Origin of the sequence: Geminicoccus sp. (assembly GCF_036263595.1) — a bacterium.
GTDB lineage: Bacteria > Pseudomonadota > Alphaproteobacteria > Geminicoccales > Geminicoccaceae > Geminicoccus.
In genome coordinates, this window is record NZ_DATAGQ010000142.1 from 14698 (window position 1) to 36040 (window position 21343).

Genomic DNA, 21343 nt, shown 5'->3' on the forward strand with positions numbered 1-21343 from the left:
CGGCTTCACAGTAGGGACAGAGCATCCAGTCGGTCAGTCCGCAATCGTAAGGCCGGCATCGCGGCAGCAGGCTACCAGCTCCGCATAGCCCATCCGGGCATAGGTCAGCGGATGGGCCTTGGCCGGGTCCTGCTCGGCCTCCACGACCATCCAGCCGGCATAGCCGATCTCGGCCAGCACCTTCACGACGTCCCGGAAGGCGACCGAGCCCTGGGTGTCGCCCGGCACGGTGAAGACACCTTCCATCACGCCCTTCAGGAAGCTCCAGCGATTGTTGCGCAACTGGGCGTGGATGACGGGGCGGATGTTCTTTGCGTGGAAGTGATTCACCCGGTGGCCGTGCCGGTGCAGCGTCCGGATGACGTCACCACCCGCGAACTTCAGGTGACCCGTGTCGAACAGGAGGCCCACCTCCGGACCCGTGTTCGCCATCAGCAGGTCGATCTCCCGCTCGGTCTCGACGACGGTGCCCATGTGGTGGTGGAAGGCCATGTTGATGCCCTCGCTCTCCATCCATTCCGCCAGCCGGCTGAGCTTCTCGCCATAGGCCGGGAACTCGCTCTCAGGCATCCGGGGCCGCTCTTCCACGGGCGTGTCGATCGCCGCCTGTACCGTGCCGGTCGTCTCCGCATAGACCAGCACCGGCGAGTCCATCGCGACGAGCAGGTCCAGGTGGCCCCGCACCGCCTGCTTCTCCTCTTCCAGCGACCGCCGGCGCAGCTCGCCCGAGAACCAGCCGGTGATCAGCTGCAGCCCGTGTGCCGCCATGATCGGCTTGAGTTCCTTGGGATCGTTCGGGAACTTTCCGCCCTTCTCGATGCCCGAGTAGCCGGCGAGCTTCGCCTCGCTCAGGATCTGCTCGAGCGGCGTGTCACCGCCAAGCTCCGGCAGATCGTCGTTGGCCCAGGCAATCGGCTGGGTCCCGAGGCGGACGGTCGTCATGATTGTTGCTCCCCTTGCTTGTGCGGAAGGTCATTCGGCAGATCGCCTGCCCAGGAGATCGATGGCCTCCCGATGTTCGGCGGGCGCAGCTTCCAGGTCGAGATAGGGCCGCGCCGGCCGCCACGGCCGGACGGCGCCGCGAAAGCGCTGGACGAGGTTGAGGATGGCGTGCGCCGTGATCGGCGGCTCGCTGATGAAGCTGCGCGTGAGCGGACAGGTATGGCTGTCCCAGGGGTCGAACGGTGCCGGATCGACGACGGGATCGCGCGCCCAGAACACCGGGTAGGGCTTCCCGCCATTGACCCCGCGCAGCTCGCTCCAGCCGACATGATGAATGACCAGGTTGCCCGAGGCCGGCTGGTCCGCGATCTGCTCGGCCAGCTCGACGGAGATCAGGAAGCGGCCGGCCCGGGTCGAGTGGGCAAGGCGGAAGCCAATGTCCATGTCCGGGCCGATGTAATCCGCGCGCTGGCCGGACCGTGCTCCAAAGCGGACGGCGACGTTCGGGAACGGAAACTGCGCCAGCCAGCCATGGCCCTTCAACCGCAGCGGGCCGCGCGCAAGGTCCTGATCATACTCGACCAGCGCGTCGTGGAACGCGGCACAGAGGAGCGTGGTCTGGGCGAAGTCGGTGACGTCGAAGGCGAACAGGATTTCGTCGCCCAGCAGCTTCCAAACCGAATCCACGGGAACGCATCCGTCCCCCAGGGGACGCAGCCCGACATGCCGCTGAAAGAGCGCCGGGAAGTCACGAAAGAACCCGGAGATCGAATCCGACCACTCGATCGCCCGCCTGACATCGCCGGCAATCATCTCCGCCTTGTAGGCCGAGCTTCCGACGATGTCGGCGGAAAGAAAGAGCCGGACTTCCGGCACGAGGCTCACCGGTCGAGACCGAGCTCTTCGCGCGTGGCCATGTTGAGCGAGATGAGGCGATAGGCGGCCGCTGTCCAGGATACATAGAAATGGGCCGCGAGCCTCGTCGGCTCGCACTCGCATTCTGCCGCCAGCGTCCGGAATGGCTCCTCCGGCATCAGCAAGGCAGCCGCGAACCGGTTGGCCTCGCGCTCGACGAGGTCGTCCCCCCAGCGTCCCACGCGGATCGGCTGGCAGCCGCACGGCGTGCCCGAATGGAGGATGTAGTGGCCGAGTTCGTGGCCGATCGTGAAGTTGTCCCGAAGTGGGCCCGTCACCGGCGACAGCCTGATCAGGAAGTCCCCCGGCCCATAGACCTCCAAGGATCCGCCATCGAGCTCGCGCAGATGGGGCACGTCGACCGTGCCGATGCGCCCGCCGATGGACGTGACGAGGTCGCGCAACCGGTCGCGACCGGCCACGAAGCCCTGCTCCGCAGCGAACTCGTCGGCACGCCGCTCGATCTCGTCCATCTTCAGGCAGCAAGGGCTGGCTTTCACGAACTCGGTCACGGCAACAAGCCCCTCGGTCTCCAAACCCGGCTGACTAGATGTGGGCATGGCCCGACGCCTGTCCAAGCGGGCCGGCATATCCAGCTGTGTCGAGATCGCCACTCGAGCAGCGGCGCTGCATCAGACGCCGAGCCGCTGCCGTTTCTTCCCCTCGACATGCTCCCGGAACGCCTCCTCGACGCGCTGTCTGTTCGACACTTCCGGCGTCCCGCATTCCCACCAGGAGCCGTTCTCGCCGGTCCAGTCGGTCGGATGGACGTCCACATGGATCACCGTGGTCCGATCCGCCGCCTTGGCCCGCTGCACGGCCTCGTCGAACTCGCCCATCGACTTCACCCGGATGCCAACTGCCCCCATCGCCTCGGCATGCTTGGCGAAGTCGACCCGGAAGGCCTCCTTCACCCGCGTGCCCTTCTCGATCAGGTTGTTGAAGCTGGGCTGGCCCTTGTTGGTCTGGAGCCGGTCGATCACGGCAAAGCCGCCATTGTCGCACACCACCACGATGAGCTTATGGCCGGTGAGCACGGAGGAGTAGATGTCCGAGTTCATCAGGAGGTACGAGCCGTCCCCGACCATCACGAACACGTCGCGGGACGGGTCGGCCATGGCGGCACCCCAGCCGCCGGCGATCTCGTAGCCCATGCAGGAGAAGCCGAACTCGCAGTCGAACGTGCCGATGCCCTTGGCCCGCCAGTTCATCTCGAGCTCGCCGGGCATGCCGCCGGCTGCCGTCAGCGCCAGGTCGCGCTCGCCGGCCAGCCGGTTCACGGCGCCCACCACATGGGCATAGGTTGCCGTCTCGGCATTGGTGGGACCCGAGCGGCGCTCGATGTACCCGTTCCACTCCGCGTACCAGGCCTTGCCCTGCTTCAGCCAGCTCTCGGGCGCCCTCCACTCACCCAGCGCCGCATCCATCTCGGTGATGGTGACACCGGCATCGCCCACTACCGGCAGGCTCAGATGCTTACTGGCATCGAACCGTGCGGCGTTGATGCCGATGAAGCGGGCGTCCTCCGGGAACAGGGTCCAGGAGCCGGTCGTGAAGTCCTGCAGCCGGGTTCCGATCGCAAGGACCACGTCGGCTTCCGCCGCCAGATGGTTGGCGGCGGACGAGCCCATGATCCCGACCGGCCCGCAATTGACGGGATCGTCGTGCAGCAGGACCGTGCGGCCGTTCAGGGTCTCGGTTACCGGGATCGCGTGCTTTTGCGCGAAGGCCGCCAGCTGCGCCTCCGCATCAGCATAGCGCACGCCGCCGCCCGCGATGATCATCGGCTTCTTCGCCGACTTCAGCAGCTCGACCGCCGCCTCGATCTGGCGGACATCGGCCCGCGGCTTCGGGATGAAGTGCGTGGTCGGCTCGAAGAACCTCTCGGGATAGTCGAAGGCTTCGGCCTGGGTGTCCTGGCAGAGGCCCAGGAAAGCCGGACCACAGTCGGCCGGATCCAGCATCATGCCGAGCGCCTGGGGCAGTGACTGGATGATCTGCTCCGGTCGGGTGATCCGGTCCCAGTAGCGCACGACCGACTTGAAGGCATCGTTCACCGAGAGCGTCGGATCGCCGAAATGCTCGACCTGCTGGAGCACCGGGTCGGGGAAGCGGCTCACATAGTAGTCGCCGGACAGGAGCAGGAGCGGCAGCCGGTTGGTGTGTGCCACGGCCGCGGCCGTCACCATGTTGGTGGCACCCGGCCCGATCGAGCTGGCCGCGATCATGATCTGCTTGCGCTTCTTGGCCTTGTTGAAGCCGATCGCGGCCAGCGCCATGGCCTGCTCGTTCTGGCCGCGCCAGGTCGGCAGCACGTCCTGGACGTCCTGCAGTGCTTCGGACAGACAGGTAACGTTGCCATGGCCGAAGATCGCGAACAGCCCGGGAAACAGAGGCTCGGTCTTGCCGTCGATCACCGTGTGCTGGTTGACCAGCCAGCGCACCAGTGCCTGCGCCATCGTCAGACGCACCGTCTTCATCGTCTTTGCCTCCCGGTTCCGGCCCTGCCCGTTAGACGCGACCATACGGCACGCGGCAGGGCCGGTGAAGCATCCGAAGCTGACTAGTGTCCGGCGCCGGTCGGCGCCGCCGCAGCCTGCTTGGTCTTCAGTCGCCGGCGCCGGGCCAGGAGGTTGAGTGCCTCCACGCCGGCGGAGAAGGCGATCGCAAAGTAGAGGTACGCACGCGGCACGTGGAAATGCAGGCCCTCGGCCACCAGCATCGTTCCGACCAGCACGAGGAAGGCCAGGGCCAGCATCTTCACCGTCGGGTGGCGATTGACGAAGTCGCCCACCGGCTGCGCTGCGACCAGCATGACGATCATTGAGATGACCACGGCGGTGATCATCACCGACAGGTGCTCGGCCATGCCGACCGCGGTAATCACCGAATCCAGCGAGAACACGATGTCGAGCAGTACGATCTGCACGATGGCCGAGGTGAAGCTGCTGGCGACCTTTCCGCCTTCCTGGTGCTCCTCCTCCATCGTGTGATGGATCTCTAGCGTGCCCTTGGCGAGCAGGAACAGGCCGCCACCCAGCATGATGATGTCGCGCCAGGACACGTCGAAGTCGGCAACGGTCATGATCGGCTCGGTCAGCCCGACGATCCAGGCGATGCTGGCCAAGAGGGCGAGCCGCATGACCAGCGCCAGCATCAGGCCGACACGTCTTGCGGTGTTCTGCTGGTGCTCAGGCAGCCGGCTCGCGACGATCGACAGGAAGATGAGGTTGTCGATGCCGAGCACGATCTCCAAGGCAGTCAGCGCAGCAAGCGACGCCCATGCGGCAGGATCGGAAAGCAGCGCCAGCACGTCCATCAGCGGTCTCGTTTTCGTGATCAGGTGCGGGAGATGTAGCAGCGCTGGTGGACTTGACCATGGGAACGGGAGCAAAACCGGCCGATCTCGACCGTACAGATACCACCTACGGCCCTCCTTCATTGACGATGCGTCTCACGATGGGCACTTGGCAGCGCATCGTGATGAGGAGTTCCGATCTTGACCGAAGCCGCGGTGGCGCTTGGCAGCAATCTCGGCGACAGCAGGGCGACGCTGGAACGCGCCGTCTTCCTGATGAGCCAGGAGATCGGATCCGTGATCGCCCGCTCGCGCTGGATCGAGACCGCCGCCCTCGTTCACCCGGACGACCCGATCCGTGAGCACCCGAACTACCTGAACGGGGTGGTGGTCCTGGAGACCGAGCGGTCCGCGGAGGACGTCCTGGCCCGTCTCCTGACAATCGAGCGCATGCTCGGCCGCATCCGCAGCCTCGCTTCGGCTCCCTGGCAACCGAGGGAGATCGACCTCGACCTTATTTTCTTCGGCGACCAGACACTCCAGGCCAGTGGCCTGACCCTGCCCCACCCACGCATGCACGAACGCCTCTTCGTGCTGCAGCCGCTCGCCGAGATCCGGCCGGATTGGCGGCACCCGGTGCTGGGCCGGACCGTCGAGGAGTTGCTCCGCGACGTCGAAGACGCTGCCTGAATGCTCGAACATTAACATTCTGGCCATGATGCTCTACGGGGCACCGTTCCCAGACTCTCAATTGAGAACAGGCCACTCCAACCTTGCGCGCAAATAGTAGGACCATGTTCTTATATCTGGTTCGGAATCTATGGAGAAGTAGGCACCCAGCCCTTGTTTCTGTGTCAGCATCGCTCCGGCAAGGTTTCCTGCCGTACAAGGATACGACACTTCCCGAGATGATAATTGCATTTCTTTAATGTTTTAGTAACTTTCGGCCAGCCAACCAACAAGGAAACGCTGATGGCCAACCTGATCCCCGGGACCGATGCAGACGACATAACCCACGGCACCCTTGCCGCCGACGAGATCCGCGGTGGCCTCGGCAACGACCAGCTCTGGGGCGAGGACGGTGCCGACCTGATCTGGGGCGAGGACGGCGACGACGTCATCAACGGTGGCACCGGCGACGACTTCATCCAGGGCGGCATCGGCAACGACCGGCTGTTCGGCGCGTCCGGCAAGGACACGATCGAGGGCGGCGCCGGCCAGGACGAGCTCTACGGCTTCGACGGCGACGACATCCTGCGCGGCATGGACGGCAGCGACGCCCTGTCCGGCCAGAACGGCAACGACGTCCTGATCGGCGGCAACGGCCACGACTACATGCGCGGTGGCGAAGATAACGATGTCCTCGCTGGCGCCATCGGGCTGGACAAGCTCTATGGTGACGGCGGCGACGACAGGCTGCTCGCCGGCGATCATGACGACGTCGCCCGCGGCGGCTCCGGCAACGACTATATCGATGGCGGCAACGGCAACGACGTCATTTTCGGTGGCAACAACTCGTCCGAGCTGGATGGTGACGATCTGGGCACCGGCGGCAATGGCGACGACATCGTGCATGGCGATGGTGGCAACGACCGGTTCTTCGGTGCTGTCGGCAACGACCAGCTGTTTGGCGACGACGGCAACGACCAGATGTATGGCGGCCTCGGCGACGACACCGTGGAAGGTGGCGCTGGCAACGACACCGTGGATGGCAAGACCGGCAACGACATCCTGATTGGCGGTACCGGCAACGACCGCCTTACCGGCGGCACCGGCGACGACATCCTCCAGGGCGGCGATGGTGACGACCTGATTTTCGGCCAGTGGGGCAACGACACCATGACCGGCGGCACCGGGGCCGACACCTTCACCATCCTGCGCGTCGCCGGCGAGCGCGACGTCATCAATGATTTCCAGGCAGGCGCGGACCACATCGCGCTGCGCGGTGGAGCGACGGTGACCGACGTGATCGCCAGCGCCACCGTCGTGAACGGCAGCACCATCCTCGATCTCGGCCAGAACCATCTGGTGACCCTGGTAGGCCAGACGGGCGTCAATGCCGGCTGGTTCGGCAACTAGCAGTTCCCCCAAGCGACTAGCGCGACTGACCCCGGGCGGCGACGTCCGGGGTTCTTTTTCGCGCGAGGAACGTCTGGCGGCCATGGGCGGATCGCGGCTAACTGGCTCCAGCCAACGCAGGAGGGTGAGGCCGGTGGGCTGGGTATGGCAGAATGGCAGGCTGTTGCCGGATCATGCCGCCCGCATCGATCCCTCCGACCGCGGCCTGCTGCTCGGTGACGGCCTGTTCGAAACGATGCGCGCCCACACCGGCGCCGTGCCGTTGCTTCCCCGGCACCTGGTACGGCTTTCTGCCAGTGCCGTTAGGCTAGGCATTCCGATCCGCTACGATGGGGCGCGGCTGGATGCCGCGATCCGCGGCCTCCTGCACGAGGAAGAGCTGACGGACGCGGCGGTTCGCATCACCCTGACCCGCGGGCCCGGTCCACGTGGACTGGCGATGCCAGAGGCGCCCGCACCCCTGCTGATGATCCGGGCATTCCCACGGGCGACGACGATGCCCGCTCCGGCCCGCGCAATGACCGCTTCCATCCCGCGCAACGAACGCTCTCCTCTGTCGGGCATGAAGACGCTGGGCTGCCTGGACCAGGTGCTCTGCCTGCGCGAAGCGCACGAGGCCGGATGCGACGACGCAATCATGCTGACCACCGATGGTCTGGTCGCTTGTGCGACGGCCGGTAACTTGTTCGTCGTGAAGGACGGCATGGTCGCGACGCCGGACCTGGGTTGTGGCATCCTCCCCGGCATTACGCGTGCGATCCTGCTCGATCATTGGCCCCATATCCACGAACGGCGGCTGCTTCGTGCGGACCTGCTCGCTGCCGACGAAGCCTTCCTGACCAACAGCCTGATCGGCGTCCGCCCCCTGGTGGAGATCGATGGACAACCTATCGGCCAGGGCACACCGGGTCCCGTCACCCGGCAGGCGGCGGACCTGGTCGCATGACTTTGTTCGGCTTGCGATGAAAGCGGCCACGGCGGGCATGCAGCCTCGGCCGCAAGGCACTGGTGTCGCCTGATCAGGGCTGACTATCCCGTCCAACTCAGGCAGATCTCCCCCGGCCTGGTTCCACATCAGATCTCAAGTACGGCCACGGAGTAGAAACGGCGCATGCTGGACGACTTCCTGCTCTTTCTCGCGGTAGGCTTCGCCGCCCAGATCGTCGACGGCGCCGTCGGCATGGCTTACGGCCTGACCGGGACCACGGTGATCCTGAGCCTCGGCTATCCACCAGCCGTCGCAAGCGCCAGCGTCCATGCTGCCGAGGTGTTCACGACAGGCCTTTCCGGCTTGTCGCACTGGCGGTTCGGCAACGTGAACTGGGCCTTCGTATGGCGCCTAGCACTGCCTGGGGTGCTGGGAGGAGTTGCCGGCGCCTATGTCCTGGCGACTGCGCCCAGCGACCTGATCAAGCCCTTCGTCAGTGCGTATCTGCTCCTGATGGGCGGCTGGATCATCTGGAAGGCCGTTCGCGGGAGGCGGGCCACCGTGGTGGAGCCGCCGCGCTGGATCATGCCGCTGGGGCTGGGCGGCGGCTTTCTCGATGCGATCGGCGGCGGTGGCTGGGGCCCCATGGTGGCTTCCACGCTGCTGGGGCACGGCACGGCCCCGCGGACCACGATCGGTTCGGTCAATTTCGCCGAGTTCTTCGTGACCTCGGCGATCTCCATCACCTTCATCGGTACCATCGGCCTGGAGCTATGGCCGATCATTGGCGGTCTGATCCTAGGTGGCGCCCTTGCAGCGCCGCTCGCGGCCTATGTGGTCAAGGCCGCGCCGGATCGTCCACTCATGATCCTGGTAGGCAGCGTGATCCTGCTCCTGAGCCTCAGGGAGCTGAGCCAGCTGCTCTGACGCAGCTTTGTGACCTCGGCCGCACTCTTACAGGCAGCCGCACGGGCGCACTCAGCGCCAGCACCGTTCCCGGCACCATTGCAGGGCAGCCTCATAGACCGACCAGCCGCCGGGCGACCGCTGACCCGGCCGCAGCCAGCGCTCGCCATCCCGCACCTGGCCAAGCTCGGCCGCGTCGGTCTTCATGATGGCCAGCACATAGTCGGCTTGATGCTGCCGCTCATCGACGATCAGTTGCAGGTAGAGGCGCTGGAGCGCGGGATGCTCGCGCAGGCATGCCTTCGGAAGCCAGCTCGTCATGGAACACCGCACCATTGCAGGACTTCACCCCGACGAGACTCCGCCCTGTTCATCCCCGACAAGCCGGATGAAGCCTGGCATCGCCTCTTCAGCTGCCATCGCTAACATAGGTTAAGCTCGGCGAGCGGCGCGGTGTAGCGGCCCGGTCGGTGGTGATCAAGAAGCAGCCGTCACCACATCGCCGCTTTTCGCGACCGAATGAGCTCTAGCGTGTCTCCGAGGGCGCGCCCGCGTCATCGCTGGCAGAGTCTCACAGCGGCTGGGCACATAACGGACTTGCGGGATGGGACCTTCAAGGTCGCAAACCTTGAAGTTGGTGGAGCCGATCGGGATCGAACCGACGACCTCGACGGTGCAAACGCACCAAGAATCCAAGAGATTCAAACGTTTCCGCACCTGAATCTACAAGTAGACGCACCTTCGGACAAGGATATCCGAGGTGCTACGTTACAACGACGTTATAGGCCAATCGGCCTACGGTGACCTCGCACCGACGCTGGAGCTAAATGGCTTCCAACCGATCCCTATCACCCTTCCGAGCCCGAATGATCCCAATGCCGGGAAGCGTCCGGCTGTCGATGACTGGCAGCACTATCGGCCACCCGCCGGACGACTGCCACGATATGGACGCTGCGGGACTGGCCTGCTTACGGCTTCCGCTCCAGCGGTGGATGTCGATGTACGCCACCCTGAGGTGGCCGCTGCAATTGGTAGGATGGTGGCCGAACTGCTCGGTGATGCTCCTGCACGCATAGGAGCTCCGCCCAAGTGCCTCTGGCTGTTCCGAACAGCACGCCCGTTCCCCAAGATCACGACTGCGGAGTATGTGCTTCCCGGCGATCTGCCCACCGACAAGGGGCACAAGGTCGAGGTCCTGGGCGATGGGCAGCAGTTCGTCGCCTTTGGGATCCATCCAGGTACCGGGCGTCCATACCACTGGCCGGATTTCTCGCCACTCGATCTGGAGTGGCAGGACCTGCCTGAACTCTCTGCTGAGCAGGCCGCAATAGCCGTAGGCACCGCGGACGAGCTGCTCGTCAGGGCCGGTGGGACGCTTCGCACCAAACGCGGCCTCGCACCCAGGCCAATCGGCGAGCGCCGTCCTGGCCCGCTCCCCCGCATGGCCAAAGGGCTCGACGAGGTGCGCCTCGTCCTCAGGGCGCTGCGCCGGATCGACCCGAATAAGCTCGACTATGACGGCTGGGTGCAAGTCGCCTATGGCCTGAAGGCTGCTCTCGGTGATCGTGGGCAGGACGTCTGGATGCAGTGGTCCCAGCACTCGAAAAAAGATGAGGCCGAGACCACGGAAAGGACCTGGGGCTGGGTTAAGCCGGAACGGGCAGGGTGGCGATACCTCCTGAAGTTGGCGGAGGCTGGCCATGGACGCTGAGCGTGCTGTCATCGAGCCCGATGAACTTGATGACCGTGCCGAGGAGTTCCTCGACAGCCTCCGCGCCGCCGGTATGCCAGACGAAGCCTGGAAGACCATCCGGGACGAAGCGATCGACGAGCTCAACGAGCGCTACTTCGTGGCCTCCCTCGGTGGTCGGAGCGTGATCGCCTCCGTGATCCACGATGACGCGCTGGATCGGGATCGTCTGGTCTATTCGCGCCCTGCGGACATCAAGCTCCAGTACAACCATCGGCACATCAAGGTTGGGGTGAACGTCAAAGGCTACGACATCATCCGGGATCTCGGAACGGCCTGGATCGAGGCGCCACGCCGGCGGACCTACCGGCAGATCGCGCTGGTCCCAAAGGGGGCCTGTCCGCCTGACGTCTTCAACCTGTGGCGTGGATGGGGCTTGGAGCCCGCTTCGGGTGAATGGCCCACGATCAAGGATCACCTACTCACGGTGATCTGCTCCGGCAACGAGACCTACCTGGAATGGCTCATCGGCTGGATGGCGTACTGTGTTCAGTATCCTGAACGCCAGGCCGAGGTTGCCGTGGTGCTCAGAGGCAAGAAGGGCACCGGCAAGGGGATGGTCGGGCAGCTCCTGATGCGGATCTTCCGCCATCACGCGATCCACATCTCCAACTCCAAGCATTTGATCGGCCACTTCAACTCGCATCTGGCCGACGGGCTGTTCCTGTTCCTCGACGAGGCGCTGTGGGCTGGCGACAAGGCCGGCGAAGGCATCCTGAAAGCACTCATCACGGAAAAGACCCTGATGATCGAGCCGAAGGGGCTCGATGCCTTTCCGATGCCCAACCGGCTCAAGATCCTCGTCTCCTCCAACAACGACTGGGTCGTGCCGGCGACATCCGACGAGCGGCGGTTCTTCATGCTCGACGTGTCGGACTGCAAGAGAGGCGACAAAGAATACTTCGAGACGTTGGCGGCAGCGATCGAGGGGGGTGAATCACAGGCCTTCCTCGATCACCTTCTAACCTACGACTTGAGCGGGTGGCAGCATCGCTCAGCACCTCATACTGAGGCACTAAACGAACAAAAGCTCACCGGCGCTGATAGCGTCACGCGGTACTGGTACGACTGCTTGTCCATTGGCGAGCTGATCGGCTGCAGCTTGAGCGAAAGCTGGCCGCCCGACATTCCGGTGCAGGTCTTGCACGCTGCCTACCTGGACCATGCGCGGGATCATGGTGACTGGCATCCGGCTACCGTCGAGCAGATGGCCAAGCGTCTCCGCAAGCTCATGCCGGACGAGAACCTGATCACGATTCGGCCACGCAAAGCATGGGGTGATCTTGAGCGCCCAACCCGTTACCAGCTCAAAGGTTTGAGCGAGCACCGGTCAGCCTTCGAGGAGGCTATGAACTTGCCCGGACATGCCTGGAGAGACGCAGAATGATCTCCAGGCGCGTCAGACGTCTAGCTGGTCAGGGCTCTGGTCAGGGTTGGTCCAAGCTTGGTCAAGGTGGCACTTCGACTAACCCATTGAAACATCAGGGATGGTCAGGGTGGTCAACGTGGTCAGGGGCAAATCGGACAGATTGCTACACGCAAGAACAGAGTGGCGTGGAAGTCGAGCGTCACACACATGAACGTCACATTCACTCTGACCACCCTGACCACCCTGACCACATCAGTAAGATCAATGACTTAGACTGGTCAGGGTGCAACCCGTCCACCTCGTCCACCCTGACCACAGACTGGCCCTCATACCTGCTCGCTGATGAGTCCGAGGTCGTGCTGCGCGGCGAGCTGGCTGAGATCGAACAGGAGTTCCTGCCATGAACCACCGCCGCATCGCGGTCCGCACCCGCTCGGGCTGGCGGGATGTGATGGTGGAGACCCGCCCGATCATCACGCCGCGTCGACCACAGCGCCTGCGAGAGGACGAGCCCCTGGAGCGCCTGGTGGAGCGCGACGGCGAACTCGTCGGGATTGTGGCTGGCGACCGGCGCCGCTTCCGCCTGATGGTTCGAGACGATGGCGCGCGGACGTGGGCGCCAACATGAGCAAGGCTACAGGATCAAAACCTGTCGCCACAGTCGTGCTCATCGTCTTCGTCTCTTCTGCCGCCTCTTTCGCCGGAGTCTCTCCCGCCGTCCAACCTGGACGGCGGCTCGTCCTTCATCCGTCCACACTTCATACAGCGCAACGTCGGTATCAATTGGCCCTGCTCCAGGCGCGAAGAGCGGGCCCAGGCGTGTTTACAAAAGAGGGAGCGCAGGAAGGATATCAAGGAGAAGGACATGGGTGGTCCTCGTCTGAAGACGACGACTTTAGCAGAAGTTGTATTGCTCCCACCACTCAACACTCACCATTTTGCGGCATCCATGACCCGCACTCACGCGGGGCGGGCACCACAGCTACGTGACGATCAGCCCGTGAAGCGGCTAGTTGAGCGTGCAGATGGACCCACTGTAAGCGGGTCATGAATCACCACAACATTAAGTACAGAAAAGCTATGCAAAACGCTGAAGAGAAGAAAGAAGGAATTAGGGAGAAACTCATTCTGCTGGTAGCAACTGCAGCTCTAACGGGCGGCGCAGTTCCACTTATAGTAAACTATATGCAAGTAAGTTGGGCCGCACAACAGAAATTAGTCGAAGCTGATTTGACACGTCAACAATCATTGCTAAAAGATCAAGAGGAATTACTCAAGAGAGTTCAAAAGAGACTGTATGATTTTCATATTAGCATTGCCAAACCAGCTTGGTATAAATATGTTGATCCAAACATAGAAAAATATGAAGAGGCACTTGCCGATTTTGATGTGGTCGCGTGGCAATTTCATTCTGATATGCATCAGGAACTGACGAATGTCCGTCGACTCGCTGCCATGAATACTTATCGGGAATTTGAAAATTTAGTAACGCAAATATCTGCGCTAGACAACAGTCTGACTGCCCTATCTGTTCGCACTGATACGACTTCCTCAGACTGGGAGAAGCTACATCTTGATGCTAATGGCTTTGTTTACAAGATTCAGGATTTCATCGTCCATCTTGCTCAAGATTTTGCGCTAAAGTCATTCGATGAACCGCCTTCCGGTTGATCTGTGCCGCTGGATACAGCTGAACTAGTATCGGAGCCTTAAGCGCAATGTGCGTGAGAATTTTGAGCGTAGCTCGACAATCCGTTGGGGCAATGACAGGACAACGTGTGGTTCTGGAACAAAGTAGTTTTGCTAGATCTTTCATTCATAGGTGGTCAGCGCCGTTTTTGGCTTTTCGCTAGGATCATCGCCACCGGCGTTCAGATTCGCGATAACTTGAACTTCAGTTTTGGTCAGATAAAATGATAGGCATTTCTAGAATACTCCAGCACATCTAAATTCTCCGGCCTAACCGATCCTGTTTGACTTGAACAAGCCCAACCTGCGTAGTGTCCACTGGAACTACTCGGGCTGTGCATGTTTGAGCGGCTGAAGCATTTCTTTGGGATCGAGAAGCGCTGGGACTTGGCGAGTTCTTCGCCGGAGATACTGGCGCTGTTCGGTGCCACGCCCACGGCCGCTGGTGTCCATGTCTCGGCCGAGTCTGCTCTTCGTTCTCCGACCACACTGGCCGCCGTGCGGGCGATCAGCGAGTCGGTAGGCAGCCTGCCCTTCCATCTCTTCAGGCGTCGCCCTAACGGCTCCCGCGAGCGGGACAACGACCCTCCGGCTGCCGCCCTCCTGGCTGGCGACTGGTGCCCATGGTCCGGCGCGGTCGAGAGCAAGACCGGCCTGCAGATGGACGCGCTGCTGCACGGCGCCGGCCTTGCCCAGGTGATCCGCACTGGCACCACCCCCCGCGAGCTGCACCGCCTCGATCCCCGCGACGTCACCCGCGATACCAGCGGGCCGGAGCCTCGTTTCAAGTTCAGCGTCAATGAGATCGAGCGAACCCTCGACTGGCGCGACACCCTCTACCTGCCGACGCCTGGCTCGATCGGCGGCCGGGTCGTCTGCCTGGTGCACCTGGCGCGTGAAGCCATCGCCCTCGATCTCCTTATGGCCGAGCACCAGGCCCGGTTGTTCAGCAACGGTGCCAGGCCAGCCGGCGTCTTGAAGTACGGCAAGGCTCTGCCGCCCGATGTGGCGAAGCGCCTAAGGGAGTCGTTCGCTGCCGCCCAGGCCGGCGGCGGCAACTCGGGCAAGACGCTGGTCCTTGAGGACGGCATGGACTTCGCGCCCCTGCAGTTCTCCAGCACGGACTCGCAGTTCCTCGAGCTGCGCCGGTTGGTCACCCAGGAGATCGCGCGGGCCTTCAAGGTGCCGGGCACCCTGATCGGTGACCTCGACCGGGCGACGTGGCGCAACGTCGAAGAGTTGATGAGGCAGTTCGTCCAGACGTGTCTGATGCCCTGGGCGGAGGTCTGGCAGTCGGCGCTGGAACGGGTGCTTCTCACTCCAGAGGAGCGCCGCGAGTACTTCATCGAGGCCGTGTTCGATGACCTGCTCCGTGGCGACCTGGCCGGCCGGTTCACGGCCTACCGCCAAGCCACCGGCGGATCCTGGCTCACGCCGAACGAGGTCCGCGCCCTCGACAACCGTCCGCCCATCGATGGCGGCGATGAGCTGATCCGACAGGCGGGACAGGCAGAAGCTTCCACCCCTGCTGCATCCCAGGAGCCTGCCAATGGCGCGTGAGACCAAGACCTTGGCCGCGCCTGAGGTGCGGTTTGCCACCGACGAGGCCGGCACCTTCTCCGGCTACGCCAGCGTGTTCGGTGAGCCCGACAGCTTCGGCGACACGATCAAGCCCGGCGCGTTCAAGAAGTCGCTGGCCAAGCGCTCCGCCACCGGCGGCCCGGCCATGTTCTGGAACCACAACCCGGACCAGCCGATCGGCGTTTGGACGGAACTCACGGAAGACACCCGCGGCCTGAAGGCTACCGGCAAGCTGGTGACGGAGACGGCCAAGGGCGCCGAAGCCTTGGCGCTCTTGAAGGCCGGTGCGGTCAACGGCCTGTCCATTGGCTTTCGGGCGGTGGCATCCGAACGCGGCCCGAACGGCGGCCGGGTGCTGACCGCCATCGACCTGGTCGAGGTCAGCCTGGTGACCCTGCCGGCAGCATCCAATGCCCGCGTTACCCAGATCCGTAACGCAACCCACTCGATCGCCACGTCGGCGTTCGTCCAGGCGGCCCATCGTGCCGTCATTGCCATCAAGAGGACCCACTGATGGACGTCTCCCTCGAAACCCGCAGCGAGGGCGATGACACCCTCGATCCTGCCGTGCAGGCGGTCACTGAACTGCGGACCGCCGTTGAACAGCACCGCACGGCGCTGGATACCCGGCTCAGCACCGAACTCCGGTCGCTCACCGAGCGGCTAGACGCCATCGACGTTCGCACCCAGCGGCCCGGTGGTGGTGGCAATGGCCGCCGCGACGAGCCGGGCGACCTGCAGCGCCGCGCCTTCACCGGCTTTCTGCGCCATGGCCCTGAGCGGATGCAGGCCGAAGAAGCCCGCAGCCTGGTCGTCAGCGACGATGCCCGCGGCGGCTATTTGGCTCCGCCGGAGTTCTCGCGCGAGGTCCTGAAGCAGCTGGTCGAGTTCTCGCCCATCCGTCAGGCCGCCCGGGTCGGCACCACCTCAGCCGGCTCCGTGATCTTGCCAAAGCGCCTGACCACGCCCACGGCGCACTGGGTCGGCGAGACCGAGCTCCACCAGGAAACCTCGATGACCTACGGCCAGACCGAGGTCGAGGTCCATGAAGCTGCCTGCTACATCGACGTGTCGCTGCGCCTCCTCGAAGACGCGGCGATCAACGTCGAAGCTGAGGTTACCTCCGATCTGGCCGAGGAGTTCGGCAGGCTGGAAGGCGAGGCCTTTGTAACCGGCAATGGCTTCAAGAAGCCGCTTGGTGTCATGGCGGATCCCACCATCGACTTCGTCGTGAGCGGCCACGCTACAGAAATCACTGTCTCCAGCCTGGTCACGCTGATGTACAGCATGCCGAGCTACTACAGGCTGCGCGGCTCCTGGCTGATGAACGGGCAGGCGCTCGCTGCGGTTCGCAAGTTCACCGACACCAGCGGCGCCTTTCTCTGGCAGCCTGGCTTGCAGGCCGGCCAGCCCGAGACACTGCTCGGCCGCCCGGTGATCGAGGCGGTGGACATGCCGGACGTGGCGGCCGGCGCCTTCCCGATCGCGTTCGGTGACTTCAGCGTCGCGTACCGGGTCTTCGACAAGCCGGTCCTCTCGGTTCTTCGCGACCCCTACACGATGGCCACCCGGTCCCTGGTCCGCTTCCACGCGCGGCGCCGGGTCGGCGGCGCGGTCGTGATGCCGGAAGCCATCCGCAAGCTGAAGATCGCCGCGAGCTAAGGAGCCTGACCATGCGCGACCTCGTCCACAACCTTGGTGTGGTGCCCATGGTGGCACCCGCCGTCCTCTCCGCCACTACGACGTCCGACCCCGTCGACTTGCTCGACTTCGGCTCGGCCATGCTGGTGATCAACACCGGTGCCATTGCCGGTGCGGGTGACTTCACCGTCAAGCTGCAGCACTCGGATACCACCACCGGCAGCGACTTCATTGACGTGGCGGCCGATGCCCTGATCGGCAGTCTGCCGGCCAGCCTCACCGCCAACTCCGTGTCGAAGGTCGGCTACTGGGGACACCGCCGCTACCTGCGGGCAGTGCTCACCAAGAACAGTGGCACGTCGATCGCGGCCGGTGCCATGCTGGTGAAGGCTCATGCTCGCAACCGTCCCGTGGCATGATGGGGCCGGCCTTCGGGCCGGTGCTCCCTATGAGGTCGCGTCCATGCTGACCCTGATCACGCCGCCTGCGTCCTTGCCCGTCACGGTACAGGAGGCCAAGGCCTTCTGCCGTGTCACCATCGACGAGGACGATGCCCAGATCGAGGCGATGATCGGTGCGGCTACCGCGGCGCTGGATGGACCTGAGGGTCTGTTTGGCCGGGCCTTGATGACCCAGACCTGGCGGCTCACCCTCGATCGCTTCCCGCCGATGATCAGCGTGCCGATGCCGCCTTGCCAGGCGATCACCTCGATCAGCTACCGGCACGCCTCTGGCACTGTGCTGGTGTTGGATCCGGACTCCTACGAAGTGACCGGCTTGGGCGGCCATATCGCCGCCAAGATCCGGCCCCTGCGTGGCCTCAGCTGGCCCTATGGCCGCCATGGCGAGGATGCCGTGCAGGTCGAGTTCGTGGCTGGGTGGGCCACTGCGCCTGAGCGGCTCCGGCAGGCGATCCTCATGCACGTGTCGCAGATGTACGACGGTCGTGAGGGTGCTGCCGGCATGACGGCTGGCTACGACGACCTAGTGCGCTCCTACCGGCTCTGGTCGTTCTAATGCCGATGGCCCCGCCCAAGCACTGCCCAAAGCTAGGACATCCCCCCTTTGTTGGCGTTGGCTGTCCTGCCTGTACGGCTGCCCGCCGTGTTGCCGTGGAAGCCAAGCGACCGTCGGCGCGTGCCCGTGGCTATGACAGCAAGTGGGAAGCGGCACGGCGTGCCTTCCTGTTGGCCCACCCGACCTGCGCTTGTGGGAGGGTGGCCACCACGGTCGACCACGTGGTTCCTCATAAAGGCTCCCCGAGCTTGTTCTGGTCCCGCTCCAACTGGTCGGCAACCTGCGCTTCCTGCCACAGCAGGAAGACGGCTTGCACCGATGGCGGGTTCGGCCACCCGATCCGGAGCGCAGCGCCATGATGGGTAGGAGGAGGGGTCGAGTTTTGGCCCGATCGCTACAGGACCGTTGTCCGCACCTCGCGCGCATTTTCGTGAGCAAATGGGGTTTCCGGCCATGAAGGGCCGCAAGCCCAAGCTCAAGGTGATCGAGGGCGGTCTTGCACCCGGTCGCTGCCCACCTGCTCCGGCCTGGCTGTCCTTCCAGGCGAAGGCCGAGTGGAAGCGTGCAGCCCCGCAGATGCACAGCCGCCGACTGCTGACGCCGGACACGCTCGCCACCCTGGAGAGTTACTGCGTGGCCGTCGGCGTGGTGCGGGAATGTGAGGAGATCATGAGCCGGGCCGGCCGCATGATCGAGGCAGAGGACGGTCCCAAGCCGCATCCAGCCTTCAGAATGCAAAGCGCTGCCATGCGCGAGGCCCGCCTTCTGGCGGCCGAACTAGGGCTCACGCCGCATCGGCGCGGCAGCAAGACCCAGGAAGAGGACACGAACGATGGCTGGCCGGACGGCTTTCTCGCCTGACCCGGCGCTCTACCCTGATCCCAGCGGGCGCGCTGGCCGCATCTGCGGGTTCGTGAACCGTCTTCGCTTGTGGGAAGGCGCACATGCCGGCCGGCGCTTCGACCTGCACGACTGGCAAACTGCCATCATCCGCCGGATCTATGGCCCGACCACCGAAAGTGGTGGCCGGCAGGTCCGTATGGCGGTGATCTGGATCCCCCGCGGGAACGCTAAGACGACCTTGGCCTCCGCGCTGGCGCTGGCGCACTTCCTGGGGCCGGAAGCGGAGCCGGGCGGCCAGATCGTGATGGCTGCGGCCGATCGCGAGAATGCTGGTATCGCCTTCAACAGCGCGCACCAGTTCGTCCAGCAGGACCAAGTGCTGGCCAAGCGGGTCCGCCCGATCGAGAGCCGCAAGACCCTGCTGCACCCGGGCACGCAGGGGAAGATGAGCGCGATCAGCACGGAGGCCTACTCCAAGCACGGCTTGAACGTGAGCTTCTTCCTGGCCGACGAGGTGCATGCTTGGCCGGCTGCTGAAGCGCGCAAGCTGTTCGGCGTCGTGACCGACTCCATGGTCAAGCGCACCAATCCCCTCACCATCGTCATCAGCACCGCCGGCGAGGGCCAGGGCACGCTGGCCAGCGACCTCTGGCAGTACAGCCATAAAGTGGCCTCAGGCGAGATCGAGGATCCGACCTTCGCCCCGATCATCTTCGCAGCCGATCCGGTAGCCGACTGGCGGGATGAGGCGGCTTGGCGCTCAGCCAACCCCGCAATCGAGGCCGGCTTCCTCTCGTTGGAGGAGCTGCGCACCAAGGCTAAGCGGATCGCGCACTTTCCGGCGGAGATCTCCAGCTTCAAGCGCTTCCACCTCAACATCTGGACGGATGGTGCGGCCGAGCCGTGGGTGGATCTGGCCGTTTACGACGAGGCCGAGCCAATGCGGCCACAGCAGGAGCTGCTAGGACAGCCTTGCTGGGTCGGCGTTGACCTCTCCAGCGTGGAAGACCTGACCGCGGTCGTGGCGGTGTTCCCGGTCGAGGATGAGGACGGCATCAGGCTCTACGATATCGTACCAATGTTCTTCCTGCCGGAAGCCAACATCGCCCGCAAAGCCGAGCAGGATCAGGCAGACTATCTGCGCTGGGCAGAGGCCGGGCACCTGCGGCTCACCCCCGGCAACGTGGTCGACTACAGCGCCGTGCTCGCGTGGATCGATGATCTGGCGGAGGATCACAGCGTCCAGGAGATCGCGATTGACCGGTGGAACAGCACGGCGATCACGACAGCGCTGCAGGAGGCTGGCTTCACCGTCGCCGCCTTCGGCCAAGGCTTCGCCTCCATGGCGGCACCGGTGAAGGAGCTGAAAGCGGCACTCCTCTCAGGCCGCTTCCGCCATGGCTGCAACCCGGTGCTGCGGATGTGCTTCGGCAACGTCGCGGCGGAGACGGACGCTGCCGAGAACGAGAAGCTTCACAAGGCCCGTTCCCGCGGGCGGATCGATGGCGCAGTGGCTGCCGCGATGGCAGTCGGCCGCATTCTGGCGAACGAGACGGGACCCAGCGTCTACGCGACGCAGCGGCCCGAAGGCTTTCTGGTCATCTGAGGAGAGAGAGCATGAGCGACGTGAAGATCACTGGGCTGAACATGATCAGGGATGGCAAGCCGATCACATCCGGCGCTGTCTACCTAGCCAGCTTCAACTGCGAGGTCCGAGGCTTTGCCCTGTTCGGCTGCATGCTCGTGAAGACGCCGAAGAATGGCTTTACCGCCAACGCACCGCGAATTGATGGACCAGACGGTCGGCACCGGGCGGTGGTGGTCATCGATCCTGCGCTACGCCACGAAGTCACCATGGCGGCTCGTGAGATCTACCGCCTGATGGGCGGGACAGAGGCGGAGTGGGTGAAGCAAGAACCTGACAACGGTAGCGCAACTCAGAACATAGAGTTAAAGCGAAAGAACATGTGATCTCAAGACATCCACTGTCTCAGTTAAGCCAACAGCTTCCATTTCGAGCAAAAGTACTTCAGGTGTTTTTTCAGGACGCTTAAAGCGTTCACGCATTTTCCGAACTGCCACAACACCTCTTCCAGGATCAAGGGCAATTGTGTCAGCAATGAACGCGTCAGCTGAACGCGCTTCAAGATTTAATGGGCCAAGCACAGCTATAGGAAAGTCTTTTATGTTGTCGGTTACAATAGTTGCCGCCTGAGTTTTAAGTGCAGCCGCAACTACATGAGCATCTTTTGGGTCAGGAAGCCCACTGCATACGCCCAACAGGCTATCGAAATCAGTCACCAGAGCCTCTTCAAAGGCGTTCTCCATGCTTGCTCGAGCGCGCATGGCGTGCCCTGCGGCATCAGGCGCACTCTTATCCGATAG

General features: G+C 63.8%; 24 protein-coding genes. 17 read left to right on the forward strand and 7 right to left on the reverse strand.

The genetic code is table 11. The features are described from left to right. Positions 1 to 33 precede the first annotated feature (33 nt). From iolE to VHL31_RS14200, 5 genes are all read right to left on the reverse strand, one after another. The gene (gene iolE / locus VHL31_RS14180) at positions 34 to 942 is read right to left on the reverse strand and encodes a myo-inosose-2 dehydratase (RefSeq protein ID WP_329661875.1); all 909 of its coding nucleotides are present in this window, start codon (positions 940 to 942) and stop codon (positions 34 to 36) included. 30 nt (positions 943 to 972) lie between these two features. Continuing rightward, positions 973 to 1818, reverse strand: coding sequence for a hypothetical protein (locus VHL31_RS14185; protein WP_329661876.1), 846 nt, complete (start codon positions 1816 to 1818; stop codon positions 973 to 975). Between the two features lie 5 nt (positions 1819 to 1823). Beyond that, entirely contained in the window at positions 1824 to 2369 is a 546-nt protein-coding gene (locus VHL31_RS14190; protein WP_329661877.1) for an ImmA/IrrE family metallo-endopeptidase, read from the reverse strand. A gap of 120 nt (positions 2370 to 2489) precedes the next feature. Further along, positions 2490 to 4337 (reverse strand): 3D-(3,5/4)-trihydroxycyclohexane-1,2-dione acylhydrolase (decyclizing), encoded by a 1848-nt coding sequence (iolD, locus tag VHL31_RS14195; RefSeq protein WP_329661878.1) that lies wholly within the window; start codon positions 4335 to 4337, stop codon positions 2490 to 2492. 83 nt (positions 4338 to 4420) lie between these two features. Further along, positions 4421 to 5170 carry a TerC family protein gene (locus VHL31_RS14200; RefSeq protein ID WP_349262447.1) on the reverse strand — a complete coding sequence of 250 codons (750 nt, stop codon included), beginning with the start codon at positions 5168 to 5170 and terminating at the stop codon, positions 4421 to 4423. A 186-nt stretch (positions 5171 to 5356) separates the two neighbouring features. On the opposite strand from VHL31_RS14200, the gene folK reads away from it, so the two are divergent. The 4 genes from folK (at position 5357) to VHL31_RS14220 (ending at position 9089) form a co-directional block, all read left to right on the forward strand. After that, the gene (folK, locus tag VHL31_RS14205) at positions 5357 to 5845 is read left to right on the forward strand and encodes a 2-amino-4-hydroxy-6-hydroxymethyldihydropteridine diphosphokinase (RefSeq protein ID WP_329661880.1); all 489 of its coding nucleotides are present in this window, start codon (positions 5357 to 5359) and stop codon (positions 5843 to 5845) included. Positions 5846 to 6127: 282 nt separating this feature from the next. Further along, positions 6128 to 7234 (forward strand): calcium-binding protein, encoded by a 1107-nt coding sequence (locus tag VHL31_RS14210; protein ID WP_329661881.1) that lies wholly within the window; start codon positions 6128 to 6130, stop codon positions 7232 to 7234. A gap of 133 nt (positions 7235 to 7367) precedes the next feature. Beyond that, positions 7368 to 8180, forward strand: a complete 813-nt coding sequence (locus VHL31_RS14215; RefSeq protein WP_329661882.1) for an aminotransferase class IV — start codon at positions 7368 to 7370, stop codon at positions 8178 to 8180. A 165-nt stretch (positions 8181 to 8345) separates the two neighbouring features. Continuing rightward, positions 8346 to 9089, forward strand: coding sequence for a sulfite exporter TauE/SafE family protein (locus VHL31_RS14220; RefSeq protein ID WP_329661883.1), 744 nt, complete (start codon positions 8346 to 8348; stop codon positions 9087 to 9089). A gap of 51 nt (positions 9090 to 9140) precedes the next feature. On the opposite strand, the gene VHL31_RS14225 is transcribed toward VHL31_RS14220, so the two are convergent. Next, positions 9141 to 9389, reverse strand: coding sequence for a hypothetical protein (locus tag VHL31_RS14225; protein WP_329661884.1), 249 nt, complete (start codon positions 9387 to 9389; stop codon positions 9141 to 9143). A gap of 439 nt (positions 9390 to 9828) precedes the next feature. Between VHL31_RS14225 and VHL31_RS14230 the strand changes: the two genes are divergently transcribed. The 13 genes from VHL31_RS14230 to VHL31_RS14285 all read left to right on the forward strand — a co-directional run bounded on the left by VHL31_RS14230 (position 9829) and on the right by VHL31_RS14285 (position 20929). After that, entirely contained in the window at positions 9829 to 10779 is a 951-nt protein-coding gene (locus VHL31_RS14230; protein ID WP_414653736.1) for a PriCT-2 domain-containing protein, read from the forward strand. Beyond that, entirely contained in the window at positions 10769 to 12205 is a 1437-nt protein-coding gene (locus VHL31_RS14235; protein ID WP_329661886.1) for a primase-helicase family protein, read from the forward strand. Before VHL31_RS14230 ends, VHL31_RS14235 begins: the two co-directional genes overlap by 11 nt. Before the next feature lie 382 nt (positions 12206 to 12587). Next, the gene (locus VHL31_RS14240) at positions 12588 to 12815 is read left to right on the forward strand and encodes a hypothetical protein (protein ID WP_329661887.1); all 228 of its coding nucleotides are present in this window, start codon (positions 12588 to 12590) and stop codon (positions 12813 to 12815) included. Positions 12816 to 13234: 419 nt separating this feature from the next. Beyond that, positions 13235 to 13858, forward strand: a complete 624-nt coding sequence (locus VHL31_RS14245; protein WP_329661888.1) for a hypothetical protein — start codon at positions 13235 to 13237, stop codon at positions 13856 to 13858. A 357-nt stretch (positions 13859 to 14215) separates the two neighbouring features. After that, the gene (locus VHL31_RS14250) at positions 14216 to 15436 is read left to right on the forward strand and encodes a phage portal protein (protein WP_329661889.1); all 1221 of its coding nucleotides are present in this window, start codon (positions 14216 to 14218) and stop codon (positions 15434 to 15436) included. Further along, positions 15426 to 15971 (forward strand): HK97 family phage prohead protease, encoded by a 546-nt coding sequence (locus VHL31_RS14255; protein ID WP_329661890.1) that lies wholly within the window; start codon positions 15426 to 15428, stop codon positions 15969 to 15971. The genes VHL31_RS14250 and VHL31_RS14255 overlap by 11 nt, the downstream gene beginning before the upstream one ends. Then, a complete protein-coding gene (locus VHL31_RS14260) occupies positions 15971 to 17119 on the forward strand; it encodes a phage major capsid protein (RefSeq protein ID WP_329661891.1) in 1149 nt (382 codons plus the stop codon). The genes VHL31_RS14255 and VHL31_RS14260 overlap by 1 nt, the downstream gene beginning before the upstream one ends. An 11-nt stretch (positions 17120 to 17130) precedes the next feature. Continuing rightward, complete coding sequence (locus VHL31_RS14265; protein WP_329661892.1) at positions 17131 to 17517, forward strand: hypothetical protein; 387 nt, start codon at positions 17131 to 17133, stop codon at positions 17515 to 17517. Further along, positions 17492 to 18115, forward strand: coding sequence for a head-tail connector protein (locus VHL31_RS14270; protein WP_329661893.1), 624 nt, complete (start codon positions 17492 to 17494; stop codon positions 18113 to 18115). The genes VHL31_RS14265 and VHL31_RS14270 overlap by 26 nt, the downstream gene beginning before the upstream one ends. 5 nt (positions 18116 to 18120) lie before the next feature. Then, positions 18121 to 18474 carry an HNH endonuclease signature motif containing protein gene (locus tag VHL31_RS26665; RefSeq protein WP_349262448.1) on the forward strand — a complete coding sequence of 118 codons (354 nt, stop codon included), beginning with the start codon at positions 18121 to 18123 and terminating at the stop codon, positions 18472 to 18474. A 94-nt stretch (positions 18475 to 18568) separates the two neighbouring features. Further along, a complete protein-coding gene (locus tag VHL31_RS14275; RefSeq protein WP_329661894.1) occupies positions 18569 to 18976 on the forward strand; it encodes a phage terminase small subunit P27 family in 408 nt (135 codons plus the stop codon). Continuing rightward, the gene (locus tag VHL31_RS14280; protein WP_329661895.1) at positions 18948 to 20564 is read left to right on the forward strand and encodes a terminase large subunit; all 1617 of its coding nucleotides are present in this window, start codon (positions 18948 to 18950) and stop codon (positions 20562 to 20564) included. Before VHL31_RS14275 ends, VHL31_RS14280 begins: the two co-directional genes overlap by 29 nt. A gap of 11 nt (positions 20565 to 20575) precedes the next feature. Beyond that, complete coding sequence (locus VHL31_RS14285) at positions 20576 to 20929, forward strand: hypothetical protein (protein ID WP_329661896.1); 354 nt, start codon at positions 20576 to 20578, stop codon at positions 20927 to 20929. Here VHL31_RS14285 and VHL31_RS14290 read toward each other — a convergent pair. Continuing rightward, positions 20909 to 21343: PIN domain-containing protein (locus VHL31_RS14290; protein WP_329661897.1), on the reverse strand; the 435-nt coding region annotated here is incomplete at its 5' end. The genes VHL31_RS14285 and VHL31_RS14290 overlap by 21 nt on opposite strands.

Coding starts and splice junctions, on each gene's coding strand:
- VHL31_RS14260 (WP_329661891.1), top strand. CDS start 15,971: ATGGACGTCTCCCTCGAAACCCGCAGCGAGGGCGATGACACCCTCGAT.
- VHL31_RS14240 (WP_329661887.1), top strand. CDS start 12,588: ATGAACCACCGCCGCATCGCGGTCCGCACCCGCTCGGGCTGGCGGGAT.
- VHL31_RS14210 (WP_329661881.1), top strand. CDS start 6,128: ATGGCCAACCTGATCCCCGGGACCGATGCAGACGACATAACCCACGGC.
- iolD (WP_329661878.1), bottom strand. CDS start 4,337: ATGAAGACGGTGCGTCTGACGATGGCGCAGGCACTGGTGCGCTGGCTG.
- VHL31_RS14265 (WP_329661892.1), top strand. CDS start 17,131: ATGCGCGACCTCGTCCACAACCTTGGTGTGGTGCCCATGGTGGCACCC.
- VHL31_RS26665 (WP_349262448.1), top strand. CDS start 18,121: ATGGCCCCGCCCAAGCACTGCCCAAAGCTAGGACATCCCCCCTTTGTT.
- VHL31_RS14235 (WP_329661886.1), top strand. CDS start 10,769: ATGGACGCTGAGCGTGCTGTCATCGAGCCCGATGAACTTGATGACCGT.
- VHL31_RS14250 (WP_329661889.1), top strand. CDS start 14,216: ATGTTTGAGCGGCTGAAGCATTTCTTTGGGATCGAGAAGCGCTGGGAC.
- VHL31_RS14245 (WP_329661888.1), top strand. CDS start 13,235: ATGAATCACCACAACATTAAGTACAGAAAAGCTATGCAAAACGCTGAA.
- VHL31_RS14225 (WP_329661884.1), bottom strand. CDS start 9,389: ATGACGAGCTGGCTTCCGAAGGCATGCCTGCGCGAGCATCCCGCGCTC.
- VHL31_RS14285 (WP_329661896.1), top strand. CDS start 20,576: ATGAGCGACGTGAAGATCACTGGGCTGAACATGATCAGGGATGGCAAG.
- VHL31_RS14255 (WP_329661890.1), top strand. CDS start 15,426: ATGGCGCGTGAGACCAAGACCTTGGCCGCGCCTGAGGTGCGGTTTGCC.
- VHL31_RS14275 (WP_329661894.1), top strand. CDS start 18,569: ATGAAGGGCCGCAAGCCCAAGCTCAAGGTGATCGAGGGCGGTCTTGCA.
- iolE (WP_329661875.1), bottom strand. CDS start 942: ATGACGACCGTCCGCCTCGGGACCCAGCCGATTGCCTGGGCCAACGAC.
- VHL31_RS14270 (WP_329661893.1), top strand. CDS start 17,492: ATGCTCGCAACCGTCCCGTGGCATGATGGGGCCGGCCTTCGGGCCGGT.
- VHL31_RS14220 (WP_329661883.1), top strand. CDS start 8,346: ATGCTGGACGACTTCCTGCTCTTTCTCGCGGTAGGCTTCGCCGCCCAG.
- VHL31_RS14280 (WP_329661895.1), top strand. CDS start 18,948: ATGGCTGGCCGGACGGCTTTCTCGCCTGACCCGGCGCTCTACCCTGAT.